Annotated in this window: 15 protein-coding genes; 9 read left to right on the top strand and 6 right to left on the bottom strand. The window is 61.7% G+C overall.

What is annotated here, in order from left to right; genetic code table 11:
• Positions 1–90: 90 nt before the first annotated feature.
• The 7 genes from V7787_RS13110 (at position 91) to V7787_RS13140 (ending at position 9,118) form a co-directional block, all read left to right on the top strand.
• On the top strand, positions 91–573 hold the full coding sequence (locus tag V7787_RS13110; protein WP_064492398.1) for a hypothetical protein: 483 nt from the start codon (positions 91–93) through the stop codon (positions 571–573).
• 14 nt (positions 574–587) lie between these two features.
• On the top strand, positions 588–974 hold the full coding sequence (locus tag V7787_RS13115; RefSeq protein WP_020192047.1) for a hypothetical protein: 387 nt from the start codon (positions 588–590) through the stop codon (positions 972–974).
• A gap of 109 nt (positions 975–1,083) precedes the next feature.
• Positions 1,084–2,511: a di-heme oxidoreductase family protein gene (locus V7787_RS13120; RefSeq protein ID WP_274139869.1), complete on the top strand. Its 1,428-nt coding sequence runs from the start codon at positions 1,084–1,086 to the stop codon at positions 2,509–2,511.
• A gap of 19 nt (positions 2,512–2,530) precedes the next feature.
• Positions 2,531–3,595, top strand: a complete 1,065-nt coding sequence (locus tag V7787_RS13125; RefSeq protein WP_104960841.1) for an imelysin family protein — start codon at positions 2,531–2,533, stop codon at positions 3,593–3,595.
• A 2-nt stretch (positions 3,596–3,597) separates the two neighbouring features.
• Positions 3,598–4,695 (top strand): DUF1513 domain-containing protein, encoded by a 1,098-nt coding sequence (locus V7787_RS13130; protein ID WP_336088534.1) that lies wholly within the window; start codon positions 3,598–3,600, stop codon positions 4,693–4,695.
• A gap of 219 nt (positions 4,696–4,914) precedes the next feature.
• Positions 4,915–6,072 (top strand): efflux RND transporter periplasmic adaptor subunit, encoded by a 1,158-nt coding sequence (locus tag V7787_RS13135; RefSeq protein ID WP_198747330.1) that lies wholly within the window; start codon positions 4,915–4,917, stop codon positions 6,070–6,072.
• A gap of 1 nt (position 6,073) precedes the next feature.
• Positions 6,074–9,118: a multidrug efflux RND transporter permease subunit gene (locus V7787_RS13140; protein WP_336088535.1), complete on the top strand. Its 3,045-nt coding sequence runs from the start codon at positions 6,074–6,076 to the stop codon at positions 9,116–9,118.
• A 103-nt stretch (positions 9,119–9,221) separates the two neighbouring features.
• Here V7787_RS13140 and V7787_RS13145 read toward each other — a convergent pair whose 3' ends face one another.
• The 5 genes from V7787_RS13145 to colR all read right to left on the bottom strand — a co-directional run bounded on the left by V7787_RS13145 (position 9,222) and on the right by colR (position 12,931).
• Complete coding sequence (locus tag V7787_RS13145) at positions 9,222–9,455, bottom strand: hypothetical protein (protein WP_047603320.1); 234 nt, start codon at positions 9,453–9,455, stop codon at positions 9,222–9,224.
• The gene (locus V7787_RS13150; RefSeq protein ID WP_121161060.1) at positions 9,455–10,153 is read right to left on the bottom strand and encodes a lipopolysaccharide kinase InaA family protein; all 699 of its coding nucleotides are present in this window, start codon (positions 10,151–10,153) and stop codon (positions 9,455–9,457) included. Before V7787_RS13150 ends, V7787_RS13145 begins: the two co-directional genes overlap by 1 nt.
• Positions 10,154–10,159: 6 nt before the next feature.
• Positions 10,160–10,840 (bottom strand): class I SAM-dependent methyltransferase, encoded by a 681-nt coding sequence (locus tag V7787_RS13155; RefSeq protein WP_010952107.1) that lies wholly within the window; start codon positions 10,838–10,840, stop codon positions 10,160–10,162.
• A 107-nt stretch (positions 10,841–10,947) separates the two neighbouring features.
• On the bottom strand, positions 10,948–12,258 hold the full coding sequence (locus V7787_RS13160) for a sensor histidine kinase (RefSeq protein ID WP_064492394.1): 1,311 nt from the start codon (positions 12,256–12,258) through the stop codon (positions 10,948–10,950).
• Entirely contained in the window at positions 12,248–12,931 is a 684-nt protein-coding gene (gene colR, locus V7787_RS13165) for a two-component system response regulator ColR (RefSeq protein WP_003255215.1), read from the bottom strand. Before colR ends, V7787_RS13160 begins: the two co-directional genes overlap by 11 nt.
• A 183-nt stretch (positions 12,932–13,114) precedes the next feature.
• Here colR and V7787_RS13170 point away from each other — a divergent pair, with 183 nt between their 5' ends.
• On the top strand, positions 13,115–13,843 hold the full coding sequence (locus V7787_RS13170; RefSeq protein WP_064492393.1) for a phosphatase PAP2 family protein: 729 nt from the start codon (positions 13,115–13,117) through the stop codon (positions 13,841–13,843).
• Between the two features lie 41 nt (positions 13,844–13,884).
• Here V7787_RS13170 and V7787_RS13175 read toward each other — a convergent pair whose 3' ends face one another.
• Positions 13,885–14,805 (bottom strand): iron-sulfur-binding ferredoxin reductase, encoded by a 921-nt coding sequence (locus V7787_RS13175; RefSeq protein ID WP_336088536.1) that lies wholly within the window; start codon positions 14,803–14,805, stop codon positions 13,885–13,887.
• 178 nt (positions 14,806–14,983) lie between these two features.
• Here V7787_RS13175 and V7787_RS13180 point away from each other — a divergent pair, with 178 nt between their 5' ends.
• Entirely contained in the window at positions 14,984–16,231 is a 1,248-nt protein-coding gene (locus V7787_RS13180) for a hypothetical protein (protein WP_336088537.1), read from the top strand.
• Positions 16,232–16,300 lie beyond the last annotated feature (69 nt).

The following is a 16,300-nucleotide window of genomic DNA, read 5'->3' on the forward strand; positions in this document are numbered from 1 at the left end:
GTTTGCTGCCGGGTAAAACGCTTCCCGCTGCCTGGCGTGCGCGCAGATGCTCATCCTGTAGGCCTTCGATCAAACCTAACAGGAGGCACAGTGCTGCAGATTCTTGATGTCTGGGGCGAAGGCCGAATCGTCCAGCGCATGAATGGGGAAGACCTCATCACCGGATTCAACGATGCGTACAACCTGAACAAGGCTGGCCAGCTCATCTCCAACGGGCCGTTCGCTGGCGGGCACATTCCCAACCTCATCGTCGTATACGAATACGATGCTCCGGACTTTCCCCTCGACGACCATGCAGTCCCTCACGTGACGCTGATGGGCGCTCCGATCACCCACCGTGTGGCCGAGGAAATGTGCCGGGTAGTTGCCCGCCCCGGCAAGATCTACCTCTACGACCCCAACGAAACCGACCGCCGGATGTTCGAGGCAGTCGCCATTGACCATGGGATGCAGCTGCTCGGTCGCTTTCATCCCGCCGAGCTCGACCCCCCGTTCAACGAAATCACCTTGCTCGCGGCCTATGTCTATCGCGCCCCGACCAGCCCATTACCACGCCCGAAAACTGAACATTGAAAGGAAAACACTACATGGCCAACGTCACCTACTTACGCTCCATCGCCAATAACACCCCTTATACCTTGACCCTGATCGACGGTGAAAACCGCAGCAACAGCCTGGCAGTCGGCGCACAGCACGTCTGGAATGGCTCGCTGGCCATCCCGTGGATCGGCAGATCGACTGAGAACCACAAGGCCTTGCGCCTGATACTCGGCCCGTCTGCCGACACCAGCATCTGGATATTCCAGGATTACTGGCAACCTGCGCACATGGACGCGGTCAAGTGCATTACCGCCTCCTCCATGGAATACACCAGCGAAGAAGTCATCGAAGTCACCGGCGATAATCGCGGTGGTGGCAACAAGAACCTGATCGTCAACCTGGTCAACCGACACTTCATGCTCTATATGGCCTGACCAACCGCGCTCGCAGCGATTTCATCAAGCAAACGCAAATTGCTCTTATTCAATGATCCTGGGCCTGCTAAGCTGCACGCCGGTTTTTCGCTCACGCCCAGGATTCTCGATGTCCTTGTCGCTGTCCCGACTCCCCCCCCTGCTGCTGGCCCTGGCCTTGGCTGCCTGTGACGACGCCCCGCGTTTCACCCACGCCGAGCCCGGCGAAGCGTTGTCGGGTGGCCAGGCGACCGTGCAGCGCAGCGACCGCAATGCCTATTCCCTGCCCTCGGCCAACCTCTCGCCAGAGCTACGCCTGGACTTCGCCGTGGGTAACAGCTTCTTTCGCAACCCCTGGGTGATCGCGCCGTCAACCACCACCGCGCGTGATGGTCTGGGCCCGTTGTTCAATACCAACGCCTGTCAGAACTGCCACGTGCGCGACGGCCGTGGCCACCCGCCAGAGCCGGGCGACAGCAACGCGGTGGGTATGCTGGTACGCCTGTCGATCCCCGACCAACCCTACCTGGCCAAAGTGATCGAGCGCCTCGGCGTGGTGCCAGAGCCCGTCTACGGTACCCAGTTGCAGGACATGGCCATCCCCGGCGTGGCGCCCGAAGGCAAGGTGCGGGTGAGCTACACCCGCGAAACCGTGTCATTCAAGGACGGCCACCAGGTCGAGCTGCGCAAGCCGGCCCTGCAAATCACCCAGCTCGGCTATGGAGTGATGCACCCCGACACGCGCTTTTCTGCGCGGGTGGCACCACCGATGATCGGCCTGGGCCTGCTTGAAGCGATCCCCGAAGCCGACCTGCTGGCCAACGAAGACCCGGACGACCGTAACCGCGATGGCATCCGCGGGCGGGCCAACCGTGTGTGGGACGACGCCCAGGGCAAAACAGTGATCGGCCGCTTCGGCTGGAAAGCCGGGCAGCCCAACGTCAACCAGCAGAACGTGCACGCCTTTGCCGGCGACATGGGCCTGACCAGCACCCTGCTGCCCAACGACGATTGCACCCAGGCACAAACCGGCTGCCTGGCTGCGCCCAACGGCGATGGTGCCGATGGCGAGAAAGAAGTCAGCGACAACATCCTGCGCCTGGTCACGTTCTACACCCGCAACCTGGCTGTGCCGGCCCGCCGCGACGTCGGCTCGCCACAGGTACTGGCGGGCAAGAACCTGTTCTACCAGGCGGGTTGCCAAGGTTGCCACACACCGCAGTTCACCACCGCCGCCGACGCCACCGAACCCGCGTTGGCCAACCAGGTCATACGCCCCTACAGCGACCTCCTGCTGCATGACATGGGCCCGGGGCTGGCCGACGAGCGCACCGAATTCGCCGCCAACGGCCAGGACTGGCGTACGCCGCCACTGTGGGGCATCGGCCTGAGCGAAACGGTCAGTGGCCATAGCCAGTTCCTGCATGACGGCCGCGCCCGCAACCTGCTTGAGGCCGTGCTGTGGCACGGTGGCGAAGCCGAGGCGGCACGCAATTTCGTACTCACTTTCGATGCCGAGCAGCGCGCTGCGTTGCTCGCGTTCCTGAACTCACTTTAAACGCGCAAAGGAGCCGGGCATGTTCCGACCCAAACTGTTGTTCACCAGCCTCGCCGCACTCGCCCTCGGTGCCTGCTCGCCACAAGACCCGCAAGCAGTGACCTCCGCCGCCATCGCCAACCAGGTGATCCTGCCTACCTACAGCCGCTGGGTCGAAGCCGATCGAACGCTGGCTGCCAGTGCCCTGGCCTATTGCGAAGGCAAGGAAAGCCTGGACAAAGCCCGCGCCGACTTCCTCAACGCACAAAAAGCCTGGGCCGAGCTGCAACCGCTGCTGGTCGGCCCGTTGGCCGAAGGAAACCGCGCCTGGCAGGTACAATTCTGGCCCGACAAGAAAAACCTAGTCGGCCGTCAGGTCGAGCAACTGGTCAACGGCGACAAGCCCGTTGATGCTGAGGTCTTGGGCAAGTCCAGCGTGGTGGTGCGTGGCCTTTCGGCCTATGAGTACATCCTGTTCGACAGCAAGCCGGACATCGCCACGGCCGAACAGAAAGCCCGCTACTGCCCGCTGCTGGTGGCCATCGGCGCGCACCAGAAGGCCTTGGCAGAGGAGATTCTCAAAGGCTGGAACAGCACCGACGGCATGCTTTCGCAGATGACCAAGTTCCCCAACCAGCGCTATGCCGACTCCCATGAGGCTATCGCCGATCTGCTGCGCGCCCAGGTGACCGCCCTGGACACCCTGAAGAAGAAGCTCGGCGCACCGATGGGCCGTCAGAGCAAGGGCATCCCGCAGCCGCTGCAGGCCGAGGCCTGGCGCAGCCACAACTCGATGAACAGCCTGCAGGCCAGCCTCAAGGCCGCCGAAGCCGTCTGGGTCGGGGTAGACAACCAGGGCCTGCGCGGCCTGTTGCCCAGCGATCAGAAAGCGCTGGCGGACAAGATCGACGCCGCCTACGCTACCTCGCTCAAGTTGCTTGCCGACAACCAGAAAACGCTCGGTGAGCTGCTGGCCGACGACGCCGGCCAGCAAACCCTCAACCAGATCTACGACAGCTTGAATGTCGTCCACCGCCTGCACGAAGGCGATCTGGCCAAGGCACTGAACATCCAGCTGGGCTTCAATGCCAACGACGGTGACTGATCATGCTGCGACGCCAGGCACTCAAACTCGGTAGCGTATTGCTCAGTGCCCTCACCTTGGGCGGCTGGAGCCTGTTCCGCAGCAAAGGCAGCGAACCCTTGCTGCTCTCGGCGCGTGACAACGGCGACGGCCAGCACTATGCCGTAGGTTTTCGCCTGGACGGTACACAGGTGTTCAGCACGCAGGTCGCTCAGCGTTGCCATGCCATCATCCACCACCCCGAGCAGCCAATCGCTCTGTTCGTCGCCCGCCGCCCAGGTACCGAAAGCTACCTGATCGACCTGCGTGACGGGCGCCTGCTGCAAACGGTAGCCTCGCAGCCGAACCGGCACTTCTATGGCCACGCCGTCGTGCACAAAGGCGGCGAATGGCTGTATGCCACCGAGAACGACACCACCGACCCAGGGCGCGGCGTGCTTGGCGTGTACCGTTTCGAAGGCGAACGCCTGGTGCACACCGGTGAAATCCCGACCCACGGTATCGGCCCGCACGAGGTTGCCTGGCTGCCTGACGGTGAAACGCTGGTCGTGGCCAACGGCGGTATCCGTACCGAAGCCGAAAGCCGTGTCGAGATGAACCTCGACGCCATGCAACCGAGCCTGGTGCTGATGCAGCGCGACGGCACCCTGTTGAGCAAGGAAACCCTGGCCCAGCAGATGAACAGCGTGCGACACCTGGCAGTGGCCAGCGATGGCACCATCGCCGCCTGCCAGCAGTTCATGGGCGATGCCGATGAAATTGCCGAGCTGCTGGCGATCAAGCGCCCGGGCGAGCCATTCAAGGCCTTCCCGGTACCGGAGCGGCAACTGCAAGCCATGGCCCAATACACCGCAAGCGTTGCCATCCACAGCGAGCTGCGGCTGGTGGCGCTGACGGCACCGCGGGCCAACCGCCTGTTCATCTGGGACCTGGACAGCGGCGCTGTGCGGCTGGATGCCCCGATGCCCGACTGCGCAGGCGTTGGCGCGGTGAAGGACGGCTTTGTCGTCACCTCCGGGCAGGGCCGCTGCCGGTTCTACGATTGCCGCAAGGCCGAACTGGTCGGGCAACCGATGAACCTGCCGTCCGGCTTCTGGGACAACCACCTGCATCTCGTCTGATTGTTCTGTTGCACTCACTGGCCTTCTCGCAGCTAAAGCCGATCCCACAGGGTTCTACACAGTCCCTGTAGGAGCGGCTTTAGCCGCGAAAAGGCCGGCACAGGCATTTCACCCCCCCACCTCCGGAAAAACAGTCAATACTTCCCCCATCCACACGTGGGCAGGATCGCCCGTTGTCGTGTAGAAGCGAATAACAACTGCATCCAAGGAACCGGACCTATGCTGCGCCGCCGCATGCTCATCATGTTGGCCGTGGTTCTGCTGATCGTGCTGGCCCTGGGGGGTTACAAAGCCTTCTCGATCTACCAGCAGATCCAGATGTTCACTGCCCCCAAGCCCCCTATCACCGTGGCGGCTGCCATGGCTGAACAGCGCCCGTGGCAAGAGCGCCTGCCCGCTGTCGGCAGCCTCAAGGCGCTGCAGGGTGTGGATCTGAGCCTGGAGGTGGAAGGCATCGTCAAATCCCTGCACTTCGACTCAGGCCAGCAGGTCAAGGCCGGGCAACTGCTCTTGCAGCTCAATGACGATCAGGAAACAGCCCTGCTCGGTACCGCCCTGGCCGACCTGGGCCTGGCCAAGGTCGACTTCGGCCGTGGCAGCCAGCTGGTGGGCGATTCGGCCATCTCCCGCGGCGAGTTCGACCGCCTTTCCTCCCAGTACCGGCGCAACCAGGCGGTGGTCGAGCAGCTTAAGGCGCAGAAGATCAAGAAACGCATCAATGCACCTTTCAGCGGCACCATCGGCATCCGCCAGGTGGACATCGGCCAGTACCTGGCCGCCGGCACTGTGATCGCCACCCTGCAAGACACCTCCAGCCTGTACGTAGACTTCAACGTGCCGGAACAGGCGCTGCCACACCTGAGCCTGGGCCAGAAAGTGCTGGTGCAAGTGGCCGCCTACCCGGGTCAGCGCTTCCCCGGCAGCCTCAGCGCCATCAACCCCAAGGTCGAGGAAACCACGCGCAACCTGCTGGTACGCGCCACCATGGCCAACCCCGACGGCAAACTGCTGCCAGGCATGTTCGCCAGCCTGTTGATCCTGCTGCCCAACCCGCAGCCGCAAGTGGTGGTGCCGGAAAGCGCCATTACCTACACCCTGTATGGCAACTCGGTGTATGTCGCCTCACCGAAAAAGGACAAGGACGGCAAGCCGGAATACGACGACAAGGGCCAACCCCAGCTGGTCGCCGAACAGCGCACGGTAAAGACTGGCGAGCGCCGAGACGGCGTGGTTGTAGTCAGCGAAGGCCTGCAGGCCGGGGAACAGGTGGTCACCGCCGGGCAGCTGAAACTCACACCCGGTGCCGCAATACGCATTGGCCAGGACAACGCCCTCAAGCCCGAACCGGGCGCAGCGGCCAAGGACTCAGGAGGCTGACATGGCGTTCACCGACCCGTTCATCCGCCGCCCGGTGCTGGCCAGCGTGGTCAGCCTGCTGATTCTGCTGCTCGGCTTCCAGGCCTGGAACAAGCTGCAGATCCGCCAGTACCCGCAAATGGAAAACGCCCTGATCACGGTCACCACCGCCTACCCCGGGGCCAACGCCGAAACCATCCAGGGTTATATCACCCAGCCATTGCAGCAAAGCCTGGCCAGCGCCGAAGGCATCGACTACATGACCTCGGTGAGCCGGCAGAATTTCTCGATCATTTCCATTTACGCGCGCATTGGCGCCGACAGCGACCGGCTGTTCACCGAGCTGCTGGCCAAGGCCAATGAGGTGCGAAACAAGCTACCCCAGGACTCCGAAGACCCGGTACTGAGCAAGGAAGCTGCCGACGCCTCGGCGCTGATGTACGTCAGCTTCTACAGCAAGGAAATGAGCAACCCGCAAATCACCGACTACCTGTCACGGGTTATCCAGCCCAAGCTGGCCACTCTGCCGGGCATGGCCGAGGCGGAGATCCTCGGCAACCAGGTGTTCGCCATGCGCCTGTGGCTGGACCCGGTGAAGCTGGCCGGTTTCGGCCTTTCGGCTACCGACGTGACCAATGCCGTGCGCCGCTACAACTTCCTTTCCGCCGCTGGCGAGGTGAAAGGCGAATACGTGGTCACCAGCGTCAACGCCAGCACCGAACTGAAGTCGGCCGAGGCGTTCGCCGCCCTGCCGCTCAAGACCAGCGGTGACAGCCGCGTGCTGCTGGGCGATGTGGCGCGGGTCGAGATGGGCGCAGAAAACTACGACACGGTCAGCTCGTTCGACGGCACCCCGTCGGTCTATATCGGCATCAAGGCCACCCCGGCCGCCAACCCACTGGATGTCATCAAGGAAGTGCGGCGCATCATGCCTGAGCTGGAAAGCCAGCTGCCCTCGGCATTGAAAGTGTCGATTGCCTACGACGCCACGCGGTTCATCCAGGCCTCGATCGACGAAGTGATCAAGACCTTGGGCGAAGCGGTGTTGATCGTCATCGTCGTGGTGTTCCTGTTCCTTGGTGCCCTGCGCTCGGTACTGATTCCGGTGGTGACCATACCGCTGTCGATGATCGGTGTACTGTTCTTCATGCAGATGATGGGCTACTCGCTCAACCTGCTGACCCTGCTCGCCATGGTGCTGGCCATCGGCCTGGTCGTGGACGATGCCATTGTGGTGGTGGAAAACATTCACCGGCACATGGAAGAAGGCAAGTCGCCGTTCGACGCAGCCCTGGAAGGCGCGCGCGAAATTGCCATGCCAGTGGTGTCCATGACCATCACCCTTGCCGCCGTGTATGCACCGATCGGCTTCCTCACCGGGCTCACCGGCGCGCTGTTCAAGGAGTTTGCCCTGACGCTGGCCGGGGCGGTGATCATTTCCGGTATCGTTGCCCTGACCCTGTCACCGATGATGTGCGCCCTGCTGCTGCGCCGGGAGCAGAACCCGAGCGGCCTGGCCCACCGCCTCGATCAGCTGTTCGAACGCCTGAAAGGGCGCTACCAGCGCGTGCTGCACGCCACCCTCGACAGCCGGCCGGTGGTGCTGGTGTTTGCCGTGATCATCCTGTGCCTGATCCCGGTGCTGCTCAAATTCACCCAGAACGAACTGGCGCCCAACGAGGACCAGGGGGTGATTTTCATGATGAGCAGCTCGCCTCAACCGGCCAACCTCGACTACCTCAACGCCTACACCGACCAGTTCACACCGCTGTTCAAGGCCTTCCCCGAGTATTACTCGTCGTTTCAGATCAACGGCTTCAACGGCGTGCAGACCGGTATCGGTGGTTTTTTGCTCAAGCCCTGGAACGAGCGCGAACGCACACAGATGGAGCTACTGCCGCTGGTGCAGGCCAAACTCGAGGAAATCAGCGGGCTGCAGATCTTCGGCTTCAACCTGCCTTCGTTACCCGGCACTGGCGAGGGCTTGCCATTCCAGTTCGTGATCAATACCGCTGGCGACTACCCGGCACTGCTGGACGTGGCCCAACGCATCAAGACGCGCGCTCAGGAGTCGGGCAAGTTCGCCTTCCTCGATATCGATCTTGCCTTCGACAAACCCGAAGTGGTGGTGGACATCGACCGGGCAAAGGCGGCGCAGATGGGGGTGTCGATGGACACCCTCGGCGGCACCCTGGCGACCCTGCTGGGCGAGGCGGAAATCAACCGTTTCACCCTTGAAGGCCGCAGTTACAAGGTGATCGCCCAGGTTGAACGGCCTTACCGCGACAACCCCGGCTGGCTGAACAACTACTACGTGAAGAACGACCAGGGCCAGTTGCTGCCGCTGTCGACCCTGATCACCCTCACCGACCGCGCTCGCCCACGCCAGCTCAACCAGTTTCAGCAACTGAACGCTGCGATCATCCAGGGCCTCCCCATGGTCAGCCTGGGCGAAGCGCTGAAGACCGTGCAGGACATCGCTCGCGAAGAGGCCCCGGAAGGCTTTGCCTTCGACTACGCCGGCGCGGCCCGCCAGTATGTACAGGAAGGAAGCGCACTGTGGGTCACCTTCGGCCTGGCGCTGGCGATCATTTTCCTCGTGCTGGCTGCACAGTTCGAAAGCTTCCGCGACCCGTTGGTGATTCTGGTGACAGTGCCGTTGTCGATCTGTGGCGCGCTTTTGCCGCTGTTCCTGGGCGTGTCGAGCATGAACATCTACACCCAGGTTGGGCTGGTGACATTGATCGGGCTTATCAGCAAGCACGGTATCCTGATCGTCGAGTTCGCCAATCAGCTACGCGATGAGCGTGGCCTGAGTGTGCGCGAAGCGATCGAGGAAGCAGCGGCCATTCGCCTGCGGCCGGTGCTGATGACCACTGCGGCTATGGTGTTCGGCATGGTGCCGCTGATTCTGGCAAGCGGGGCCGGAGCGGTCAGCCGGTTTGACATCGGTATGGTGATTGCCACCGGGATGTCGATTGGCACGCTGTTTACCTTGTTTGTGTTGCCGTGCATCTACACCCTGCTGGCGCACAAGGCGAGCGCCAAGGCACCTGCAATCGCTTGAACCCTACCTGGGGGCTTGCCCGCGAAGAGGCCGGTAAGCCAGACGCAAAAAGCCAAAGGCCCCGCAATCGCGAGGCCTCTGGCTTTTCCAGCTAACGCAGGGTTCATCCCTGTGGCCGCAACCCTTGACGCAGGCCAAACAGGAACAGCAAAAGGTCCTGGTCCGGCTCGCTCCGGGCCTGCTGCTGCGGTTTTGCATCCCGCGGCAACGCGCACTGGTCTGCCATCTCAGCCTTGCTGAACACGGTTGGCCTCGGCTCTTCCCAGGCAGCCACCGCCACGGTGGTCACCGCCAGGCCAGCTACCAGGAACAAAGCTCGAGCAATTTCTAGTTTCATTACTCTAACCCTTTGACAGCGCTGCCAAACGCCATCTTGTAAAAGTAGAGCAGCGTCCGCCATTCCGCGTCATTGAGCGACGAATGGCGGCGTAGCTGACGCAAGTCATTGCCGGCCGCCCGCTGGCAGCTGATACGCCGCCTGCACTTTTCCAGGTCCAGCAGCGCCACTTCGACGCGGGCCTGCTCGCCCTCGCCAATTACCTTGATGAATACGTGCTTGCCATACAGGCAGCCGTGCTGCCAGTGCCCCAGGTGCATCCGCGCCAGGTTGTCCGCCAGGTCCTTGAGCATGCGCTCATGCACCACCTGCGGGTAACGCTCGCGGGCACCTTCGGCATGCCAGGTGTCGAGTTCGACAAAACCGTCCAGCGCTTCGCTGACCAGCAGCGCGCGCCACTGGTGCTGGGCATCGCGCTGCGCGCCACAGAAGACGATGCGCGGTACACGCACGCCCAACTGCTCGAAACTGTTCAGTGCATCGAGTTCACGCAACACGGTCGGCCGACCAAAAGGGTGCAGCAGGCTGCGGTAGATATGCCCGACCTGGCGTTTGGCATACAACAGCTTGCCATCGGCATCGTTGAGGCGTTGCACGCCACTCTCGCCGCCGCGGCGCTGGTTAGGCTCCTCGACCCACTCGCCTTGCTGGCGCCAGTAAAAATCGAACTGCGCTTCCCCTTTATGGGCTACAGCCATCAAACACTACCCCTTACGCAATACATAGACCCGCCACATGGCATAGAACGGCAGGAAGTCGAGGCGTTCCTGGATTCTGAAGCCGGCGGCCCTGAATTCTTCTTCGACCGTTTCGGCAGGTAACACGAAACGGTTCTGGTAATTATCCTGCTCGGCCTTGGCGCTACGGCGTTGCTCCAGCTTTTTCCGCCGCCAGGCCTTGAAGTTGCCATCCACCCACAGGGAAAGGATCACACTATCACGGCTAACCCGTTGAAATTCCGAAAGAATGGTCTTTCTGTGCGCCGACTCGCCAATGTGATGGAACAGGCGCATGCAGAAAATACTGTCCACCGCGTTATCTGGCAGGTCGATGGCAAATGCAGAAGTCTGCAAAGGCCGTACCCGTGCCACAACTTCTGGCGGTTGCGCCGCACAGGCTGTCTCGATCATGGCCTCGGAGTTGTCGGCACCGATGATTACCCGATTGGGCTTTTCCGCCAACAGCGGCCAGAAACGGCCCGCTCCGCATGGCAGGTCGAGTACCAGGCCAGGCTCGCCCGCCAATGCCAAGGCGCGGCGCGCCAACTGCTCATCTCGCTTGTGGGAAAGGCGTCGCGCCAGGCCGTCCTGGTGCTTGAGAAAGTACTCGCGCGCATGGTCTTTGTCGTACTTCTCGGAAAATTCAAGCTTGATGGGGCTACGCATTGGGCATCTCCTGACTCCATTGCGCCCACACTAGTCATGCAAGCGTTGGAATCAGGTCATGCCAATGTGAAAAAAACGTTGGGCGCCAGTTGACCTGATACAAGAAATTACTCGACCAGGGCGTCCGGGTCGCCTTTGGCCGCGGTGTTGCTCAGGTCCACCTGGAAGCGGCAGCCATGCGGCAAGGTGGATGTCAGGGTGACACGCCAACCTTGGTCGTCGCAGATCCGCTGCACCAGCGAAAGCCCCAGCCCAAGCCCCTCGCCACGCCGTTCATCGCCCCGCACGAACGGTCTGAACATGGCCTCACGCTGCTCTTCGGGGATACCCACGCCACTGTCCTCTACGCTGAAACCGTTGGCTTCCAGACTCAGGCGGATATACCCACTGTCGGTGTAGTGCGCCGCATTGCGCAGCAGGTTGCCCATCACCGACTGCAGGAAGGTGGCGTTGTACAGCACAGGGCTAGCGCTCACGCGGCCATCGAAATACAGGGTGAGGCCTTTCTGTTCGATGGTGTCGCGCCACACCCCGATGAGCTCGTCGGCCACTTCGCGCAGGGTCGCCCGTGACGCCACTGCCCCCTCATCACGCTGCGCGCGGGCCAACATGAGGAAGGTCTTGACCAGCTCGCGCATCTCTTCGGTGGCCCGCGCCACGCGCTCCACCTGGCTACGCGCGCGGGCATCGAGGCCAGGGTTTTCCATCAGAAGCTCACACGAGGTCGCCAACACCATCAACGGCGTGCGCAGCTCGTGGCTGACGTCGCTGGTGAACAGCCGCTCGCGGGTCAGCGCATCACGCAGGCGGCCCAGGGTATCGTCGAAAGCCACTGCAAGCTGGCCGACTTCGTCTGCCGCATAATCCGGAGCCAGCGGCGGGGCCAGGCCCAGTAGTTGATCGCGGTGGCGCACCTGACGCGCCAGGCGGATGACCGGTGCCATTACCCGACGTGCAACCAGCCAGCCAAGGATGACCGCCAGCACCAGGCTGAGCACGAAGCCCACCACAACCACGGCAAACAGCACGCGCTCGCGCTCCTCGAAGTCGCTCTGGTCCTGCAGCAGTACATAACGGCGACCATCGACGATCTCGACCATGGCGTGGTAGGACAGCTGGTCTCGGAACACCTCGTGGAAACCGCGGTCGAGGTGACGCAGGTCCTTGGGCAGCTCGAAGTCGTCACGCCCGCCGCTGAAATAGAACAGCTGGTCTGGGCGAGGCCGATGACTCCAGTCACTGACGCTGTCCATACGCAGCAGGCGCTGCAGGTCACCGCCCAGTACCGAGGAAATCAGTCGCTCTTCGACCAGGTGCACCGTGCCGACGATACCGAATGCGAAGGCCCCGGCCACCAGCGCGCTCATCAGGGCAAAGGCGATGATGATGCGCTGGGCAAGGCTTTGCTTAAACTCCATCGCGGCCCTCGGCGAGGCGATAGCCGACGCCATGGACGGTATGCAGCAACGGTTTTTCAAACGGTTTGTCGATCACCTGGCGCAGTTGATGCACATGGCTGCGCAGGCTGTCGCTATCAGGGCAGTCGTCGCCCCACAAGGCTTCTTCCAGCACCTCGCGGCGCAGTACGTGCGGGCTTTTCTGCATCAGTACCGCCAGCAGCTTGAGGCCGACCGGGTTGAGCTTCAGCAGACGACCCTGGCGGGTTACCTCGAGGGTATCGAGGTCGTAGCTCAGGTCAGCCACCTGCAGGGTGCGGCGCCCACCGCCCTGGGCACGGCGCAGCACCGCTTCGATGCGCGCCGCCAGCTCCGACAGGGCAAATGGCTTGAGCAGGTAGTCGTCAGCCCCCGAGCGGAAGCCCTGCAGGCGGTCGTCCAGCTGGTCACGGGCAGTGAGCATGATCACCGGCGTGTCACGGCGGGCATCTTCGCGCAGGCGCTTGCACAGGGTGTAGCCATCGATGCCTGGCAGCATGATGTCGAGTACGATCAGGTCGTAGTGTTCGGTGGCGGCCAGATGCAGCCCGGACAGGCCATCCTGGGCGCAGTCGACGGTGTAGCCTTTCATGCCCAGGTAATCGGCCAGGTTGGCCAGGATATCGCGGTTGTCTTCAACCAAAAGAATGCGCATCGGTTTCTCCTGTGCGGCGCTTCTCGCTGTGGTGCGCGGCAGGCGCAGCTTAAGGCCTATGCCTGCACGGTGCCAGCCCTGGGGAAAATTCACCGCACTTGACGGTTTTTTCACTGATCCTTCACGGACACAGGATAGCGGGCGGCCGACAATACCCGATCTTTTTCGCGCCCTGGAGCCGTCATGCAGCAACGCACCCGCCCTCGCCCTATCAACTACTGGCTGTACCTGGGAATTCCCCTGGCGACTGCGGTGGCCTTGATCCTGCTGGAGCTGACTTCAGTCGACATGGATGTCGCCAACCTGTTCTTCGACCCCGCTGCCGGGCAGTTCATTGGCCGCCACAGTTACCTGTTGGAAAACATCCTGCATGATCGGGTCAAGCAAGTGGTGATCCTGTTGGGGGTGATATCGCTGCTGACCTTTGCCGCGAGCTTTTTCTGGAAGCGCCTGTTTGGCTGGCGCCGTGAACTGGGCTGCCTGGCGCTGGCACTGGGCTTGTCCACGGCGTTTGTCACGCCGCTGAAAAAAGTCACCCAGGTGCAGTGCCCCTGGAGCCTGACCCAGTTTGGCGGCACCGAAACCTACAGCAAGCTGCTGGAACCACGGCCGCCTACCGACAAGCCTGGCCTGTGCTGGCCGGGCGGGCATGCAGCGACCGGTTTCTGCCTGTTCGCCTTGTTCTTCATGCTGCGGGATCGCAAGCCGCGTCTGGCACGGGTGGCGTTTGTAGTGGCCTTGACAGCAGGGTCGATACTGTCGGTGGGCAGGATGATGCAGGGGGCGCACTTCCTGTCGCACAATGTGTGGACGGCAGTGTTCTGCTGGTTGATCGGATTGGGGTCGTATTACCTGGTTCTCTATCGGCGGGGGCTGGCCGAGGTGCCCGTCGCCGAGCGCAGCGCCGCATGAAAGAGGGGCCGCTTTGCGGCCCTTCGCACTTCAAATGCTACTCAGGCATGCTCGACGAACACATCAGCAAACACCTGTCCCCGCGGTACCCCTGTCATGAACATGCGCCGGGCAAACCGCTCGACACTCCCCGGTGCCCCACACAGCAGCGCCACCGTCTGTCGCGACAACAGCCGCATCCCGGCCAACGCTTCATCCACATGCTCCACCAGCACCAGCTCGACACTGACCCCTGGCAGCTTCAGCAGCTTCTCCGCCAGATAGTGCCCAGCCGGATCCCGCGCCACATGCACCACCCGGATTTCGCCCCGATGCCCCCGGCGCAACGCTTCGCGCAAGATACCCCAGAGCGGCGCCAGCCCGGTTCCCGCAGCCAGCAACCACAGCGGCCGCTCCTGCCAATCAGGGTCGTAATGAAGGGCTCCGCCTCTGAACTCCCCCAAACGCATCTCATCGCCGACCTGCAGACCACGCGCCTTGTCGCAAAAGGCACCAGGCCGCTGGCAATCGATATGAAACTCGAGAAAATCATCCTCGCCCGGCAGGCTGGCCAAGGAATAAGGCCGAGCAACCGCGCCTAGCCACAGCACCACGTGCTGCCCCGCCTGGTAACGCACCACCCGATCGGGGCGCAACCGCAGGCGCAATACATCGCCAAACCAGTCCAACGCACAGACCTGTGCCGGTACACCACCCAGCAAGGGGTCGTATAGCGCCACACGCAGGTCCTCGACCACCCGGCACTGGCAAGCCAGACGCCAGCCCTGGGCGTGCTTCTCCAACGCCAATGCCTCGGGCAATGCGTCTGCCGGTTGCCCTTCCAGGCAGCGCACCAGGCAGGCGTGGCAACTGCCAGCACGGCAACTGTAAGGCACATTCAGCCCCGCCTCGTTGAGGGCATCGAGCAGGTTGCTGCCAATGGGCACAGTCCAACGGCGCAAGCCCACACAGATTATGGGCATGATTACAGTTTCTCCAAAACAAGGAACCCGACGGCGGGTTTCATGGCGAATGTACCACAGCGACGGCAGAATTATTTTTTACAATCAACGAATTGAGTGTCAACTGACAAATTTGACAGTTTAACCTTGATGGTTAACACATCACGCTGGGATCTCCTCAAGCGTGGAGGTACCCATCATGAAATTCACACCTATAAAATCAGAACTATTAGACCCTGACTATGGCGAACAAGGCATTGCTTATCCAGACCTGAACTTGGTGTCAATAAACGCCTCAACAGTCTCAGCCAAAGATGATAAATGGCGCCTGTGCGTAGGTCAGACCCGTATTGGCGATGCGTTGGGTTATGCGCTCATGCGCATAGACCACAACGGGAAATTGGATACTACGTTTGGCAAAGGCGGCTTGGCTACCGGAACCTTCAAAGAGGGCTTCAACTCTTCATCCGCAGGCATTCATCTGCACGGCGAGCACATCATCATCACGGGCACCTGCCGCGACCCATCGACCAACTTGGAGTTGCCGGCGCTGGCTCGTTTCACTGCGAACGGGCAGTTGGACACCCGATTCGGCAGCCATGGACACAAGGTCATCGAACTGCCCCCGGCACCTCCGAAGTCCTCAACAAATCCGACAACGAATCCGGCAGCGGCACCGCCCCTCACCAGCATATCCAGCACAGACGGAGTTTTTGTTACCTACCAGTACCCCTGGTCACACAGCGTGCTGATGAAGTTTAACTTCGACGGAGATTACGACACCAGCTTCAATAAGGTTGGATATAAATTCCTGACCCCTCCTCAATCTTCCGAAAGCTCCGGAAAAGTCTGCTTGATCACAGGCAGAAAAATCTATGTCTGCGGCATCACTACAATCAAGGACGACAGTGGCCCCTACATAGTCTGCTTGAAAGACACCGGTTTGGAAGATGGAGAGTTTGGTGCGAATGGATATTTACTATCGGAGCTCGCGAGCGGCTTGTATTTCCATGATCTGGATACGCTGAATGATGAAGGCAGCATCGTTTGCATCGCCTCCGTGGGCCTGCAAAAAGGCTACCTGACGGCCTTTACGCGCAGCGGCTCGAAAATCCCCGGCTTCGGCGGCACCACCGAATTTGGTGGCGAGGGCGGGCAGTGGACAAGCGGATACGTCAACCGTTCCCTGGAGAAAATTATCACCTCCGGTTCCACGTTAGGCGGTGAAGAAGCTGATGTCGTCGTCGGGCGCTTCAACCTTGACGGAACTCCTGACACAGCATTTGGTGAAAACCGCGGCTGGGGACGCATTGCATTGGGTGACAGCATGGATATTGCCGTGAGATCCAGCGCCGAGGTGACTGGCAAAACCATCATCTGCGGAACCGATTTCGAGTCCGGTCGTGCCCGCGTGGGCTTTTTACTCCGTTGCAACACGGACAGTTGACCCCATCACCTCTGCTACGTTGTAGTGATCAAAGGCCGAGTTCACCTTAACCCGTGCACGAGCTCGGCC

This window comes from Pseudomonas sp. CGJS7 (genome assembly GCF_036961695.1).